This is a genomic window from Pseudomonas putida (assembly GCF_028682635.1).
GTDB classification, from domain to species: domain Bacteria; phylum Pseudomonadota; class Gammaproteobacteria; order Pseudomonadales; family Pseudomonadaceae; genus Aquipseudomonas; species Aquipseudomonas putida_AE.
On sequence record NZ_JANHLK010000026.1, the window covers coordinates 1 to 15700 of the forward strand.

General features: G+C 61.0%; 15 protein-coding genes and 1 pseudogene. 12 read left to right on the forward strand and 4 right to left on the reverse strand.

What is annotated here, in order from left to right; genetic code table 11:
- Window positions 1-405 precede the first annotated feature (405 nt).
- The 7 genes from NPS56_RS24865 to NPS56_RS24895 all read left to right on the forward strand — a co-directional run bounded on the left by NPS56_RS24865 (window position 406) and on the right by NPS56_RS24895 (window position 5351).
- Window positions 406-852 carry a DUF411 domain-containing protein gene (locus tag NPS56_RS24865; RefSeq protein ID WP_274077099.1) on the forward strand — a complete coding sequence of 149 codons (447 nt, stop codon included), beginning with the start codon at window positions 406-408 and terminating at the stop codon, window positions 850-852.
- Window positions 852-1286 (forward strand): YqaA family protein, encoded by a 435-nt coding sequence (locus tag NPS56_RS24870; protein ID WP_274077156.1) that lies wholly within the window; start codon window positions 852-854, stop codon window positions 1284-1286. The genes NPS56_RS24865 and NPS56_RS24870 overlap by 1 nt, the downstream gene beginning before the upstream one ends.
- Before the next feature lie 83 nt (window positions 1287-1369).
- Window positions 1370-2392 (forward strand): alpha/beta fold hydrolase, encoded by a 1023-nt coding sequence (locus NPS56_RS24875; RefSeq protein WP_274077100.1) that lies wholly within the window; start codon window positions 1370-1372, stop codon window positions 2390-2392.
- Between the two features lie 13 nt (window positions 2393-2405).
- Window positions 2406-3359 carry a D-2-hydroxyacid dehydrogenase family protein gene (locus NPS56_RS24880; RefSeq protein WP_274077101.1) on the forward strand — a complete coding sequence of 318 codons (954 nt, stop codon included), beginning with the start codon at window positions 2406-2408 and terminating at the stop codon, window positions 3357-3359.
- Window positions 3360-3508: 149 nt separating this feature from the next.
- Window positions 3509-4042, forward strand: coding sequence for a tetratricopeptide repeat protein (locus NPS56_RS24885; protein WP_274077102.1), 534 nt, complete (start codon window positions 3509-3511; stop codon window positions 4040-4042).
- Window positions 4043-4107: 65 nt separating this feature from the next.
- A complete protein-coding gene (locus tag NPS56_RS24890; RefSeq protein ID WP_408601126.1) occupies window positions 4108-4593 on the forward strand; it encodes an RNA polymerase sigma factor in 486 nt (161 codons plus the stop codon).
- Window positions 4590-5351, forward strand: a complete 762-nt coding sequence (locus tag NPS56_RS24895; protein ID WP_274077103.1) for an anti-sigma factor family protein — start codon at window positions 4590-4592, stop codon at window positions 5349-5351. Before NPS56_RS24890 ends, NPS56_RS24895 begins: the two co-directional genes overlap by 4 nt.
- An 84-nt stretch (window positions 5352-5435) precedes the next feature.
- On the opposite strand, the gene NPS56_RS24900 is transcribed toward NPS56_RS24895, so the two are convergent.
- Window positions 5436-5714 (reverse strand): hypothetical protein, encoded by a 279-nt coding sequence (locus tag NPS56_RS24900; protein ID WP_274077104.1) that lies wholly within the window; start codon window positions 5712-5714, stop codon window positions 5436-5438.
- A 215-nt stretch (window positions 5715-5929) separates the two neighbouring features.
- Between NPS56_RS24900 and NPS56_RS24905 the strand changes: the two genes are divergently transcribed.
- The gene (locus NPS56_RS24905) at window positions 5930-6985 is read left to right on the forward strand and encodes an RHS repeat-associated core domain-containing protein (protein ID WP_274077105.1); all 1056 of its coding nucleotides are present in this window, start codon (window positions 5930-5932) and stop codon (window positions 6983-6985) included.
- Window positions 6986-6992: 7 nt separating this feature from the next.
- On the opposite strand, the pseudogene NPS56_RS24910 reads toward NPS56_RS24905, so the two are convergent.
- Window positions 6993-7106, reverse strand: a pseudogene (locus tag NPS56_RS24910) (ATP-binding protein); the annotation flags it as partial.
- A 207-nt stretch (window positions 7107-7313) separates the two neighbouring features.
- Between NPS56_RS24910 and NPS56_RS24915 the strand changes: the two are divergent.
- Window positions 7314-8351 (forward strand): RHS repeat-associated core domain-containing protein, encoded by a 1038-nt coding sequence (locus NPS56_RS24915; RefSeq protein WP_274077106.1) that lies wholly within the window; start codon window positions 7314-7316, stop codon window positions 8349-8351.
- 7 nt (window positions 8352-8358) lie between these two features.
- Here NPS56_RS24915 and NPS56_RS24920 read toward each other — a convergent pair whose 3' ends face one another.
- Window positions 8359-9657: an ATP-binding protein gene (locus NPS56_RS24920; RefSeq protein WP_274077107.1), complete on the reverse strand. Its 1299-nt coding sequence runs from the start codon at window positions 9655-9657 to the stop codon at window positions 8359-8361.
- A 5-nt stretch (window positions 9658-9662) separates the two neighbouring features.
- Window positions 9663-10364, reverse strand: a complete 702-nt coding sequence (locus tag NPS56_RS24925) for a response regulator transcription factor (RefSeq protein WP_274077108.1) — start codon at window positions 10362-10364, stop codon at window positions 9663-9665.
- 269 nt (window positions 10365-10633) lie between these two features.
- On the opposite strand from NPS56_RS24925, the gene NPS56_RS24930 reads away from it, so the two are divergent.
- The 3 genes from NPS56_RS24930 to NPS56_RS24940 all read left to right on the forward strand — a co-directional run bounded on the left by NPS56_RS24930 (window position 10634) and on the right by NPS56_RS24940 (window position 15693).
- The gene (locus NPS56_RS24930) at window positions 10634-11791 is read left to right on the forward strand and encodes an efflux RND transporter periplasmic adaptor subunit (RefSeq protein WP_274077109.1); all 1158 of its coding nucleotides are present in this window, start codon (window positions 10634-10636) and stop codon (window positions 11789-11791) included.
- A gap of 15 nt (window positions 11792-11806) precedes the next feature.
- On the forward strand, window positions 11807-14896 hold the full coding sequence (locus tag NPS56_RS24935) for an efflux RND transporter permease subunit (protein ID WP_274077110.1): 3090 nt from the start codon (window positions 11807-11809) through the stop codon (window positions 14894-14896).
- Window positions 14897-15051: 155 nt separating this feature from the next.
- Window positions 15052-15693, forward strand: a complete 642-nt coding sequence (locus NPS56_RS24940; RefSeq protein ID WP_274077111.1) for a DUF1345 domain-containing protein — start codon at window positions 15052-15054, stop codon at window positions 15691-15693.
- The last annotated feature ends 7 nt before the right edge of the window (window positions 15694-15700 follow it).

Genomic DNA, 15700 nt, shown 5'->3' on the forward strand with positions numbered 1-15700 from the left:
GAAGGCGGCCTCGAATATTGCATCGACCTTTCGGGCCTCTTCGCTGGCAAGCCAGCTCCTGCAATGATTTGCGCTGGGCACCGCGGACCTGTAGGAGCCCGGCTTGCCGGCGAAGGCGTCCTTGAATATTGCATCGCGCTATCGGGCCTCTTCGCTGGCAAGCCAGCTCCTACAATGTTTTGCGCTGGTCGCCGCGGACCTGTAGGAGCCCGGCTTGCCGGCGAAGGCGTCCTTGGATATTGCATCGCGCTATCGGGCCTCTTCGCTGGCAAGCCAGCTCCAAGGGAATGCGTACAGCTTATGAGGCCGTACAGCTCTGTAGCACTTCGAAACAAACCTTGAATATCCGCCGGCAAAAACCCGTCAGAATGTATTCCTTTGCCCGCAATCCGAGACCCTTCTGTCATGCGAACCCATTTCCGTCTGGCTGCCTTGGGCGCCCTGTTCATTTCCTCCCTGGCCCAGGCCGCCGACCTGATCCCGATCGAGGTCCACCGGGATGCCAATTGCGGTTGCTGCAAGAAATGGATCAGCCATCTTGAGGCCAATGGTTTCAAGGTCGAGGACCGCGTCGAAAGCAACATGAGCGCGTTCAAGCAACAACACGGTGTGCCACCGCGCCTGGCGTCCTGCCATACCGGCTTGATCAACGGCAAATTCGTCGAAGGCCACGTGCCGGCTGATCAGGTGCTGGCCCTGAGCAAGCGCGATGACCTGCTGGGCGTTGCCGCCCCGGGTATGCCAATGGGGTCGCCGGGCATGGAAATGGACGGCATGAGCGATGCCTATCAAGTGATCGGCCTGAAAAAGGACGGTACCGATGTGGTGGTGGCGGACTACCCCGCCCATTGATTGTCGGCGTCTACTTCGGCTTGTTCCTGGCGGCGTTTGGAGCCGCGACCTTGCTGCCCCTGCAGTCCGAAGCCCTGCTGGTCGGGCTGATCCTCAGCGATCGGTACTGGTTGTGGTCGCTGCTGGCGGTCGCCACCCTGGGCAACGTCCTCGGTTCGCTGGTGAACTGGTGGCTGGGGCGCGCCATCGAGCGCTTCCAGGATCGGCGCTGGTTTCCGGTCAGCGCCAAACACCTGGAACACGCCCGCCGTCACTATCAACGTTACGGCCACTGGTCGCTGCTGCTCAGCTGGCTGCCGGTGATCGGCGACCCACTGACCCTGGTGGCCGGCGTCATGCGCGAACCCCTGGGGCGCTTCCTGCTGATCGTGACCCTGGCCAAGGGCGCCCGGTATGGCGTACTGGCGTTGGCCACCCTGGGGTGGATGGGTTGAACCAAGTGCCGCGACGGTTGCCTGTTTAATGTCGCCCTAATCGTGCCGGTCCAGCATCGGCGGATTTTCAACGGAGTTCATCCATGCCCCTAACCCGCTCAAGCTGGCTGTCCGCCCTGCTGCTGACCGCCGCCCTGCCCACCATCGCAGCCGAAGGGCCGGCCTACGGCCCCGAACTGCAAGGCTTCGAATACCCCTACACGGTCAAGCATTTTGCCTTCGAGTCCCAGGGCAAATCTTTGCAAATGGGCTACATGGACGTCGCCGCCCATGGCAAGGCCAACGGCCGCAGCGTGGTGCTGATGCACGGCAAGAATTTCTGCGGCGCCACCTGGGAAACCTCGATCAAGGCCCTGAGCGATGCCGGCTACCGGGTCATTGCCCCGGACCAGATCGGTTTCTGTACGTCCAGCAAACCGGACCATTATCAATACACTTTTCAGCAACTGGCGAGTAACACCCAGCAACTGCTCAAGGCCCTCGGCATCCAGAAAGCCACCCTGCTGGGGCACTCCACCGGCGGCATGCTCGCCACCCGCTACGCGCTGCAGTATCCCGAACAGGTCGAACAGCTTGCGCTGGTCAACCCGATCGGCCTGGAAGACTGGAAAGCCCTCGGGGTCCCCTATCGGACAGTGGACCAATGGTACGAGCGCGAACTGAAACTCAGCGCCGAAGGTATCCGCAACTACGAGCGTGCCACCTACTACGGTGGCCGCTGGAAACCCGAGTTCGATCGCTGGGTGGACATGCTCGCCGGGCTGAACAAAGGCCCGGGACATACGCAGGTGGCATGGAACTCGGCGCTGATCTACGACATGATCTTCACCCAGCCGGTGTACTACGAATTCCCCAACCTGAAGATGCCAACCCTGCTGTTGATCGGCACGTCCGACACCACCGCCATCGGCAGCGATATTGCGTCGCCGGAGGTCAAGGCGAAAATCGGCCACTACAACGTACTTGGCAAACAGGTGGCGAAACTCATCCCCCAATCGACCCTGGTTGAATTCCCCGGCATGGGCCACGCGCCGCAGATGGAAGAACCGGCGCAGTTTCACCAGGCCTTGCTGGGCTGGCTGGACAAACACAATCCCGTTCCTTGATGAGGTAAGGCTGATGGCGGTGCAGATTGCAGTGATCGACGATTGGCAGGATGTGGCCCGCGGCGTGGTGGACTGGTCGCCACTGGAGACCATCGGCCAGGTCGAGTTCATCCACGACTACCCTGCCGACAACGCCAGCCTGGCGGCGCGCCTGGGCGGGTTTGAAGTGATCTGTGTGATGCGCGAGCGCACCCGGTTCGACGAAGACCTGCTTCGCCGCCTGCCGAACCTCAAATTGCTGGTCACCGGCGGCATGCGCAACGCCGCCCTTGACCTCAAGGCCGCCGCCGCGCTGGGCATCCAGGTCTGTGGCACCGACAGCTACAAGCATGCCGCGCCGGAACTGACCTGGGCGCTGATCATGGCGGCCACCCGCAACCTGGTGCTTGAAGCCAACGCCTTACGCGCCGGAAAATGGCAGCAAGGCCTGGGGGGCGACCTGCACGGCAAGACCCTGGCGATACTGGGGCTGGGCAGCATTGGCCAACGGGTTGCCCGGTTTGGCCAGGTATTCGGCATGCGGGTGATCGCCTGGAGCGAAAACCTGACCGCCGAACGCGCCGCCGAAGCCGGTGTGACCCTCGTCAGCAAACAGGCCCTGTTCGAACAGGCCGACGTGCTCTCGGTGCACCTGGTACTCAGTGAGCGCAGCCGGGGATTGGTCGATGCCCAGGCGCTGGCCTGGATGAAGCCCACCGCGTTGCTGGTCAATACCGCCCGCGGGCCGATTGTCGATGAGGCAGCACTGATCAAGGCCCTGCAGAAACAACGCCTGGGTGGCGCCGCTCTGGATGTGTTCGAGCAGGAGCCCTTGCCTGAATATCATCCGTTCAGAACCCTGGACAACGTGCTGGCAACGCCCCATGTCGGGTACGTCAGCCAGCAGAACTACCATCTATTCTTTGCGCAAATGATCGAAGACATTCAAGCCTGGTCGGCGGGACAACCGATTCGGTTACTGAGCTGATAGCGCCCGGCGACTTGGACTTTTCTTGCAAGAATCGCCGGAAAAAAATGAATAAATGTCCACGCTGCGGTGTTTATGTTTCGCTTGAGGGGGATCCGCCCTTCGCAACGTTTTCGGTCCATTCGATGTCCCGCCCCGGAGCATTGCCCATGAATCGCCGCTTCTCGATCGTTACTGCCCCGCTGGTGCTTGCCGTCGCGCTGTCCGCTTCCCTGGCGTGGGCCAACGGCGAGGAAGATACCCCCGCCAAACCGCAGTGCCCTCGAGGGCAGGTGTTCGACAGCAAGGCGCAAAAGTGCGTCAAGCAAACCAGCATGCTCGTGCCGGACGCCGACCGTACCGATTACGCCTATCAACTGGCCAAGCATGGGCGCTACGAAGAAGCCCTGGCGCTGCTCGATACGCTCAAGGAACCCAACACCGCCAAGGCCCTGAACTATCGCGGCTACGCCACGCGTAAACTGGGGCGCACCGACGAAGGCATCGGTTATTACCTGCAGTCGGTCAAGCTCGACCCGCAGTACGCCAAAGTCCGTGAATACCTGGGCGAAGCCTATGTGGTAAAAGGCCGGCTGGACCTCGCCCATGAACAGCTGCAACAGATCCGGTCGATCTGCGGCAACACGACCTGCGAGGAATACCAGGACCTGGCCGAAGCCATCAACGACTCATCGAAAACCTGACAACCGGGCGCACGGAGGTCACTATCGCCAGCATTCAGGAAATAAGGGCAGAACTGGGCCAGCATCTGGCGCGTTTATGGCGCTATGGCCTGCTGTTGTCGCGACAACGGCACGTCGCCGAAGACCTGGTGCAGGCAACTTGCGTGCGCGCGCTCGAACGCGCGGCGCAATTTACCCCGGGCACCCGAATGGACCGCTGGCTGATGAGCATTCTGCATTCGATCTGGCTGAACGAAATCCGCACCCGTCGCGTGCATCAGGGACAGGGGCAGGTCGAGCCCGATAGCGCCTTGTCGTTTGACGGTGAATACGCGGCGCAGACCCACGTACTGGCGGCGCAGGTCATCCGCCGCGTCGACGCGCTGCCCGAAGCCCAGCGCGAAACGGTATTTCTCACATACGTCGAGGGCTTGTCCTACCGCGAAGTTGCCGAAGTCCTGCAAGTACCCATTGGCACCGTGATGAGCCGGCTGGCCACCGCGCGGGCGAAACTCGCCGAATATCCGCCACTGCACACGGTGCCCAACCCTTCCACCGGAGAACGTCGATGAACGCGATACCCTCGGATGAGCAATTGGTGGCCTACCTGGACAACCAGCTCGACGCCGATCAGCGCGCCCACATCGACGCGGCCATTGCCCAGGACCCGATGCTCGGCCTGCGCCTGCAATGGCTGGCCCGCAGCAGCCTGCCTTTCAAGGCCGCCTATGACGAGGTGGCTCGCCAGGCACCGGTGGACCGCCTGCAGGCCATGCTCGACACCTTGCCCGTGCCTGCCCGCCCAGCGCTCAGCCGTCGCTGGTTCCTGGCAGCGGCGGCCGGGCTGGTGGCGGGCGGCGTGGTCGCCGATCGCTTGTTCCTCGGCTGGCAGAGCAGTCAGCAAACCCATAGCTGGCGCGGGCTGGTGGCGGATTACATGGTGCTATACGTGCCGGAAACCCTCGACCATCTGCCCAATGACGAAGCGACGCAACGGGCGCAGCTGCAGACGATCGATGCGCGCCTGGGCCTCAGCCTTGTACCGGCAAAACTGGCCTTGCCCCGGGCCGAGTTCAAGCGCGCGCAAGTACTGGAATACGACGGCGTCGTCATCGCCCAAATTACCTACCTCGACCCGGTACACGGCCCCATGGCGCTGTGCGTCACCCATTCGAACAGCGGCAGCCGGCACTTCGCCCAGGAGCGCCGGCACGGGATGAACATTGTCTATTGGGCGGACATGCAACATGCCTGGATGCTGATCGGGCGTAACTCGATGGCAGACCTTGAGGCCATGGCCAAGCAATTGCGCACCCGATTGAGCACCTGACCTGTAGGAGCTGCCGCAGGCTGCGATCTTTTGATCTTGCTTTTTAGAAGATCAAGATCAAAAGATCGCAGCCTTCGGCAGCTCCTACACAGAGCGGGGCAGCGTTCGCAGTTTCACCAGGTCCTGTGCCTTGGGAAACGCTTCCCCCGGCCCCTTCAGCAAGGTGTACTTCACCTTGTCGCCCACCAGGAAACACTCCTCTCCATCTGCCGTGATATTGGGCCCAATACGGATCGCCAACCTGGAACCGAACCCGTCATCGGGAAGGACCAGGGCAAAAGTGGCCGATATCGTATCAACCCTGACATCCCTGATCGCGTTGATGGTGCCCTGCCCCATTGTTCTTATGATTGGCTCGGCCATTGCTACCCTCCTGCCCTGCCGTCAAATTCTGACTGCCAAGGAGCAATGAAACGCTCAAACGGCCAGTGTGGCTACTGTCAGGTTTTACAGTTCTACCGATTTTCTATGCGTAAAGGGGTGTTTAGTTGCTTTCAAACACTAGCAGTTCTGCTAGTGGGCATTTCCTGTAAAAAGATCAATGCTAAGGGGACTCGACCTTACATGGAGTCCAACAGATGCCTGCCTCCCCTCAATCAACTGAACTGTGCCGCTACCGCTACGATCCTCTGGACCGTCGGGTTGCCTCCACGCTCCACCAGCAGACCGACCTCCAGCACTTTTACTGTAAAAGTCGCTTGGCCAGCGAAATACAAGGTGCACGCCACCGCAGCATCTTCCAGCATGACGACCAGCTATTGGCGCAACAGTCGAGCCAGAACGCCAAGGTCGATACCACCTTGCTGGCAACCGATCAGCAACGTTCGGTGCTGAATACGCAGAGCGCCACGCAATCCCAAGCCTTCGCCTACACCCCTCATGGCGAGCGCTCCCCGAAAAACGGCTTGCCCAGCCTGCTCGGATTCAAAGGCGAACGGCCTGACCCGCTGACCGGAAACTATGATTTAGGTAATGGCTATCGGCGGTATAACACCTGGTTGAAGCGGTTTGATAGCCCGGACAGTTTGAGTCCGTTTGGGGAAGGTGGGTTGAATGCGTATGGGTTCGTCGCAGGGGATCCAGTTAACCTCAGTGATCCGACTGGGCATTTTCCTGTTAGCAAGCTGCTTATCGGCGCCTTTCCTGTAGGTGCTGTTTCAGCCGGGATTGCGACTTTATTAATTGATGATAAAGATTTGAAACCGGTTTTGTTGGGTATTACCATTGGTTTAACTGCTGCAACGGTAGCTTTACCGCTGATCTTGAGGGCTCGTCCCAAGCAACTCGGGCTTAATCGGAATAACACAGCTAGGAGTGCTGTGTCCCAGCAATCATCAAACGCTCCCAATGGGGCGATGGAACTCAATACTTTGCAAACACCCCGGAGGACGGCCCCATATTCTTATGATGACCCTCAGTTTGAGCAGTTCCTGAAAGATTTTCCTCCATCTAAACGCCCGCTACTCCGTGTTCAATATGAACAAGGCACAGTTCCGTTTGACCACCCAGATTTTGTTCCACGTTATTTACAGGATCGCGCCTATCAGAAACTGCAATACCAATCAAATAACGCAAGAATTTCGCAGGTGCAATCGACCAGTGCATCGGGTATTAGAATTCGCACGAGTGTCTAGCCCCCAATCAGACGGGCGTCGGCAACCACAACCGAAACCGCGCCCCGCCCAACGGCGACGACTCCACCGTCAACGTGCCGCCTTGCGTCTCCAGCGCCCGGCGGCTGATCGCCAGCCCCAGTCGCCAATGCGCACCCCTGACTGCCAAGGAGCACTGAAATGCTCAAACGGCCAGCGTGGCTACTGTCAGGTTTTACAGTTTCTACCGATGGTTTATGCGTAACCTGGGGGTCTTTAGTAGCTTTCAAACACTAGCAGTTCTGCTAGTGGGCATTTCCTGTAAAAAGATCAATGCTTAGGGGACTCAACCTTACATGGAGTACCACAGATGCCTGCCTCCCCTCAATCAACTGAACTGTGCCGCTACCGCTACGATCCTCTGGACCGTCGGGTTGCCTCCACTCTCCACCAGCAGACCGACCTCCAGCACTTTTACTGTAAAAGTCGCTTGGCCAGCGAAATACAAGGTGCACAGCACCGCAGCATCTTCCAGCATGACGACCAGCTATTGGCGCAACAGTCGAGCCAGAACGCCAAGGTCGATACCACCTTGCTGGCAACCGATCAGCAACGATCGGTGCTGAATACGCAGAGCGCCACGCAATCCCAAGCCTTCGCCTACACCCCTTATGGCGAGCGCTCCCCGAAGAACGGCTTGCCCAGCCTGCTCGGATTCAAAGGCGAACGGCTCGACCCGCTGACCGGAAACTATGATTTAGGTAATGGCTATCGGCGGTATAACACCTGGTTGAAGCGGTTTGATAGCCCGGACAGTTTGAGTCCGTTTGGGGAAGGTGGGTTGAATGCGTATGGGTTCGTCGCAGGGGATCCAGTTAATTTCAGTGATCCGACTGGGCATGTGCCTTTTAGGCTGACTGTGACCTTAATTTCGTTGGGTGTAAGTACTGCATCCGGGATTGCTGCTGGATTTACTGAAGGTGACTTGAGAGTAGCTATGCTGACTCTTTCTGCGGTTACGCTTTTCACTGCGGGAGTGTTCGGCGGTTCGGCTTTTTTGGACAGGAGGAACGGTCCGAGAGCCACTCGGTATCCGCAAGCTGTCGATCCTCTGGGCATGGACGGTTTCAACAGTCCAGCTTCCGCTATTCAACGCGGTAATTCGCAAATAGCCCGGAGTAGAACTGATCGATTTCATGTACTCGTAGATTCATTTCCTGATCGACAGAGGAGTCTTGCCCGTGATGCTTTCGCCCTTACTAGTTTACCGGATGACGGAGCAAGCTTAGCTTATATCCATTCAACGTTTGGCATTGGTCAGCCAAGGCGAATCCCACGAGTTAACGTAAGTACATCGCCGCTGCGATCAACCCCTGAAGTGGTTTCAGATATTCGCAGCCGTCCCTAGCCGCCAATTAGACGGGCGTCGGCAACCACAACCGAAACCGCGCCCCGCCCAACGGCGACGACTCCACCGTCAACGTGCCGCCTTGCGCCTCCAGCGCCCGGCGGCTGATCGCCAGCCCCAGGCCAAACCCACCAGTGGACCGGTCCCGGCTGCGATCGAGTCGATAAAACGGCTCGAAAATCCGCTCACGCTCGTCATCCGGAATGCCGATGCCGTCGTCGTCCACCCAGATTTCGCAGCCCCTGGGGCAAACTTGAACGCCAATCTGAATGCGCTTTTCGCAGTAGCGCATGGCGTTGCGCAGCAGGTTCTGCAGGGCGCGGGCGGTCAGGCGTGGGTCGAGGCTGAAGCGTTCGAGCTGGCCGTGGAGCAGCACGTCGATGACGATGTCCGGGGCTTGTTCGTCATCGACGCTGCCCAGGATGCTGTCGATGAATTCATCCAGCGACACCTCGACCTGTTCCGGCACCCGTGCCGGGTTTTGCAGGCGGCTGTAGGACAGCAGTTCCAGCACCAGCTCATCGAGTTCACGAATGTAATCGACCAGCCCTTGCAGGCGCTCGCGGCTGGTCGCCGGCAAGTCGTCGGACAGCGCCAGGGCCAGGCCGAAATCCAGGCGCGTCAGGGGGGTGCGCAGTTCGTGGGACACCGCATTGAGCAAGTCCCGTTGCTGGTTCAGCAGATTCTCGATGTCGCCCGCCATGGTGTCGAAGACATTGGCCAGGCCGCCGATGTTGGAGCTGGGGGCGATCTGTGTGCGCTCGCTCAAATGGCCCTTGCCGAAGCGTTCCGCCGCGCTTTTCAGGCGCTCCAGGTCGCGCCAGTGCGGACGCAGCCACAACAGCAGGCAGGCGAGCATGGTCGCGCCGATCAGCACGTTGATGCTCCAGTACAACAGGCTGACGTCCATCGGGTCCGGCGGCACGACCATCTGCACCACGGTGTGCTCGTCCAGCGGGGTCACCGCCAGGGTGCGCCAGCCCCAGTCGCCAATGCGCACGACGTTTTCGCCGCGCTGCAAACGCTGCTGTTCCTCGAGGGTAAACCCGGCATCGTCGTTGCCGCTGAGCACGATGTGCAGCGGCTGGAACTCCTTGTCCATTTGCGCCGCCAGGGCCGGCCATTGCTCGGACGGGACGGCCTTGAACTGCTTGACCATGAGGGTTTGCAGGCCACGGGAATAGTCGAGATTGTAGGTGAGGAAGCGCTCGTGGAAGACCTTGATCACGAGGTCCGGTACCAGGTAGATCGCGGCGCTGAACGAAACGATGGTCACCAGGTACAGGCGAAAGAGGATTCTGAACATCGTCTTTAGCATTCCCACTCGGAACGGCTGAACAGATAACCCTTGCCCCACACGGTCTTGATCTTGCGCGCTTCGCCGGCGTTGTCGTCGAACTTGCGCCGCAGCTTGGAGATCGCCACGTCCACCGAGCGGTCGGTGCCGTTGAATTCGATGCCGCGCAGACGTTGCAGGATCTGGTCGCGACTGAGCACTTCGCCGGCGTGTCGGGCCAGCACCACCAGCAGGTTGTATTCGCCGCTGGACAACTCCACCGGTTGTGCGCGCCAGGTCACCGTGCGTTCGGACAGGTCGATGCACAGGTTGCCCATGAGGATGCGGTCGTTGGCCGCCGGTGGATCGCTGAGGCTGCTGCGCCGCAGCAAGGTGCGCACCCGGGCCAGCAGCACCCGGGGCTCGCAGGGTTTGGTGACGTAGTCGTCGGCGCCCATTTCCAGGCCCAGCACCTGGTCGTGGCTGTCGTCGCGGGCGGTGAGCATCAGGATCGGCAAGGTCGCCGAATCGGCACGCAGCAAGCGGCAGACCTGCAGGCCATCGAGACCGGGCAGCATCAGGTCGAGAATCACCAGGTCCGGCGGATCGAGCCGCGCACGCTCGCGCACCTGGTCGCCGCGGCCTATCACGCTGACGCAGTAGCCGTTGCGTTCCAGGTAGCTGGCAATCAGCTCGGCGAGTGCGGTGTCGTCTTCGACCAGGAGGATGTTGGGCATGGGGTGTTTTCCAGCAAAATGCGAGGGTGACTGTTCCGGCCTCTTCGCGGGCAAGCCCGCTCCCACGAAGATTTCGCGGACAACTGTAGGAGCGGGCTTGCCCGCGAAGAGGCCGGGACAGTCGCAATAAAATTCAAGTTGTTCAGGATATACGCCCTCACGCACACCCGAGTAAAACCCTTACACAATTTCACACAGCACCAACAAAGCTTCACCGCTACCCTCGCCGTCGCCCAGTAGGATGCTGGGGGTCATTATTGGGGTCATTCATGTCTAAGAATCTGCTTGCCGGGCTCAGCCTGATCGCACTGGCGTTGACGCTGAGCGCGTGCGACAGCGCCTCGGACGCCGAAGAAACGGCGCCGCCGGCCACCGTGCGCATCGAAACCATCGAAGCCCGCCCGCTGTCGATCAGCAGCGAATTGAGCGGGCGGATTGCCGCGCCGCGCATTGCCGAAGTCCGTGCCCGCGTGGCCGGCGTGGTGTTGCAGCGGGCCTTTCGCGAAGGCAGCGACGTGAAAAAGGGCGATGTACTGTTTCGCATCGACCCGGCGCCGTTCAAGGCCGACCTGGACAGCGCCGACGCCGCGCTGCGCAAGGCCGAGGCCAATGCGTTCCAGGCCAGGCTGCAGGAACAGCGCTACGCCCAGTTGATCGAAGGCAACGCCATCAGCGGCCAGGACTACGACAACGCCCGGGCCGCCACGCGGCAAACCGCTGCCGACGTCGCCGCCAGCAAAGCCGCCGTGGAGCGAGCGAAACTGAACCTGGGTTATGCCACGGTGACGGCGCCGATTTCCGGGCGCATCGGCCGCGCGTTGGTCACTGAAGGCGCGCTGGTGGGGCAGAACGAAACCACGCCACTGGCGCTGATCCAGCAGTTGAACCCGATCCACGCCGACCTCAGCCAGTCGACCCGTGAACTCAACGACCTGCGCCGCGCCTTCCGTTCCGGCCAGTTGCAGCAGGTCGGCCAGGATCAGGTCAAGGCCACGCTGATCCAGGACGACGGCAGCCTTTACCCGCTGCCCGGTAAGCTGCTGTTCACCGACATCACGGTGGATCCGGGTACCGGCCAGGTCATCCTGCGCAGCGAATTCCCCAATCCCGATCTCGACCTGCTGCCCGGCAGCTTCGTGCGCGTACGCCTGGAGCAAGGGGTCAACCAGCAAGGCATCAGCGTGCCGCAACGGGCCATCCAGCGTGACAGCGCCGGCATCGCCCAAGTGTTGTTGCTTGACGCCGAACAGCGCGTGGGCCTGCAACCGGTGGAACTGGGTGGCGTGCAGGACGACCGCTGGATCGTCACCGGCGGCCTCAAGCCCGGCGATCGCATCGTCATCGAAGGCCTGCAGCACGCCCGCCCCGGCGAGACCGTGCAGATCGATGACACCCCTCTTCCACTTGCCCAGGTTTCTGGCCAGTAAGCAGGACGCTTGTTTATGCCGCAGTTCTTTATCGACCGCCCGGTGTTCGCTTGGGTGGTGGCCCTGTTCATCCTGCTGGCCGGTGCCCTGGCCATCCCGCAGTTGCCGGTGGCGCAGTACCCCGATGTGGCGCCGCCACAGATCGAAATCTATGCCGTGTACCCGGGCGCGTCGGCGCAGACCGTGGACGAAAGCGTGGTCAGCCTGATCGAGGAAGAACTCAATGGCGCGGATCACCTGCTGTATTTCGAGTCGCAAAGCAGCCTCGGCAGCGCCACCATCAAGGCGACTTTCCAGCCGGGCACCGACCCGGAAATGGCCCAGGTCGACGTGCAGAACCGCCTCAAGGTGGTCGAATCGCGCCTGCCGCAAGCAGTGAACCAGCAGGGCTTGCAGGTGGAGAAAGTCTCCGCCGGTTTCCTTCTGCTGATCACCCTCACCTCCAGCGACGGTAAGCTCGACGCCGTGGCGCTCAGCGATTACCTGGCGCGCAACGTGATGAACGAGATCAAGCGCCTGGACGGCGTCGGCAAGGCGCAACTGTACGGCGCCGAACGGGCGATGCGGATCTGGATCGACCCGCAGAAACTGATCGGCTTCAACCTCACGCCTGCCGATGTCAACGCCGCCATCGTCGCGCAGAACGCCCAGATCTCGGCCGGCAGCATCGGCGACTTGCCGAGCCGCACCACCCAGGAAATCACCGCGACCATCCTGGTCAAGGGCCAACTGTCGACCCCTGAAGAATTCGCCGACATCGTGCTCAAGGCCAACCCCGACGGCTCCACGGTGCGCGTGGGCGATGTCGCGAGGGTCGAGATCGGCAGCCAGGAGTATCAGTTTTCCACACGCCTCAACGGTAAGCCCTCGACTGCCGTCGGCGTGCAACTGTCGCCGGGGGCCAACGCCCTGAACACCGCGACGCTGGTGCGGGCGAAGATGGATGAACTGGCGCGTTACTTCCCCGCTGGCGTGGAATACAAGATCCCGTACGACACCTCACCGTTCGTCAAGGTCTCGATCACCAAGGTGGTCTACACCCTTGGCGAGGCGATGTTACTGGTGTTCGCGGTGATGTTCCTGTTCCTGCAAAACGTGCGCTACACGCTGATCCCGACCCTGGTGGTGCCGGTGGCGCTGATGGGGACGTTTGCGACCATGCTGGCGCTGGGTTTCTCGATCAACGTGCTGACCATGTTCGGCATGGTGCTGGCCATCGGCATCCTGGTGGATGACGCGATCGTGGTGGTGGAAAACGTCGAGCGGATCATGGCCACCGAGGGTTTGTCGCCCAAGGAAGCGACACGCAAGGCGATGCAGCAGATCACCGGCGCCATCGTCGGTATCACCCTGGTGCTGGTGGCGGTGTTCATTCCCATGGCGTTCATGCAGGGTTCGGTCGGGGTGATCTACCAGCAGTTTTCGCTGTCGATGGCCACCTCGATCCTGTTCTCGGCATTCCTGGCCCTGACCTTGACCCCGGCGCTGTGCGCAACCTTGCTCAAGCCGATTGCCAAGGGCGAGCACCACGAAAAGAGCGGGTTCTTCGGCTGGTTCAACCGCCGTTTCGAGCAGCTCACCGAGCGTTATCAGGGTTGGGTCGCCTATGCGTTGAAACGCACCGGTCGTTACCTGCTGATCTACGGTGTGCTGCTGGTGGGGCTGGGTATTTGCTTCAGCCGCCTGCCCTCCTCGTTCCTGCCGGTGGAAGACCAGGGCTACACCATCACCGACATCCAGTTGCCGCCCGGCGCGAGCAAGAACCGCACGGTGCAGGTAGTCGAGCAGATCGAGGCGCATAACGCCACGGAACCCGGCGTGGGCGACAGCACGGTGATCCTCGGTTTCAGTTTCTCCGGCAGCGGCCAGAATGCGGCGCTGGCCTTTACCACGCTCAAGGACTGGTCGGAGCGCGGCAGCGACGACTCGGCCAGCTCCATTGCCGATCGCGCCAACATCGCCGTCAGCCAGATCAGGGATGCCGTGGCCTTCGCGGTACTGCCGCCACCCGTGGACGGTCTCGGTACCTCCAGCGGTTTCGAGTTCCGTTTGCAGGATCGAGGCGGCCTCGGCCATGCCACGTTAATGCAGGCGCGCACTGAATTACTCGCCGCCGCCGAGAAAAGCCCGATCCTGATGAATGTGCGTGAAAGCGCCCTGGCCGAAGCGCCGCAGGTCGAGCTGATCGTCGACCGCAAGCAGGCAAACGCCTTGGGGGTCTCCTTTGCCGACATCGGCAGCGTGTTGTCCACCGCCGTCGGCTCGAGCTACATCAACGACTTCCCCAACCAGGGGCGGATGCAGCGTGTTGTCGTGCAGGCCGAGGGTGATCAACGCAGTCAGGTGGCCGATCTGCTGAAGATTCATGTGCGCAACAGCGACGGAAAAATGGTGCCCTTGTCGGCCTTCGTCCAGGCCAGATGGACCCAGGGGCCGGCGCAGTTGACCCGCTACAACGGCTATCCGGCGGTGAGCATTTCCGGCGAACCGACGCCCGGCCACAGCACCGGCGAAGCCATGGCCGAGATCGAACGGCTGGTGGCGCAGGGTCCGGCCGGGTTGGGCCAGGAGTGGACCGGGCTGTCGTTGCAGGAACGCTTGTCCGGCAGCCAGGCGCCGATCCTGTTGGGCTTGTCGCTGTTGATCGTGTTCCTGTGCCTGGCGGCGTTGTACGAGAGCTGGTCGATTCCGACCTCGGTGTTGCTGGTGGTGCCATTGGGCGTGCTCGGTGCGGTACTGGCGGTAACGCTGCGCGGCATGCCCAACGACGTGTTCTTCAAGGTCGGGCTGATAACCATCATCGGCCTGTCGGCAAAGAACGCGATCCTGATCATCGAATTCGCCAAGAGCCTGTACGACGAAGGCCACGACCTGATCGACGCCACATTGCAGGCCGCACGCCTGCGCCTGCGGCCGATTGTCATGACCTCGCTGGCGTTCATCCTCGGCGTAGTGCCCTTGGCGATCGCCACCGGCGCCAGCTCGGCGAGCCAGCAAGCCATCGGCACCGGGGTGATTGGCGGGATGATCACCGCGACCCTGGCCGTGGTGTTTGTACCAGTGTTTTTTGTAGTGGTGATGAAGCTGGTACGCAGAAAGCACTAACCAACACCAATCCCCTGTAGGAGCTGCCGCAGGCTGCGATCTTTTGACCTTGATCTTGAAAGATCAAAATCAAAAGATCGCAGCCTTCGGCAGCTCCTACAAAAGCGGGGTGGCCTGCGCTATGGTGCAACGAGGTTCCGTCAAAGTATGCCTTCATGCCCTACCTCACCCACACCCACCCTCGCCTGTCGGCCGCCACTACCTTCGGCATCGCGGTGGGCATTCTGGCGCCGGCCGATTCGATCATCAGCAAGATACTCTTTGGCTGGAATGCCGGGGTCTGGACTTATCTGCTCCTGATGATCTGGCTCGCCGCGCGCAGTAAAGCGGAAGACGTGCGGCGCATTGCCGAGATCGAAGACGAAAACGCCGGGCTGGTGCTGCTGGTGGTCAGCATCGCCGCGATTGCGAGCCTTGCCACCATCGCCTTCGAACTGGCCGGCAGCAAAGACCTGGAAACCACGCGCAAGTTGCTGCACTACGGGTTTACCGCGTTGACCGTCACCGGTTCCTGGCTGCTGATCGGGGTGATCTTCAGCCTGCACTACGCACGCCTGTTCTATACCTGGGAAGGCAAGGACCCGGCGCTGCGATTTGCCGAAGGCCTGACGACGCCCAACTACTGGGACTTCCTGTATTTCTCGTTCACCATCGGCGTGGCAGTGCAGACTGCGGATGTCGGTGTGGCGACTCGAGATATGCGCAAGATTGTTCTGGCGCAGTCGTTGATCGGCTTTTTGTTCAACACCGCAATATTGGGTTTTTCTATCAATATCGCCGCGGGCTTGTTTGGCTGATGTTGCC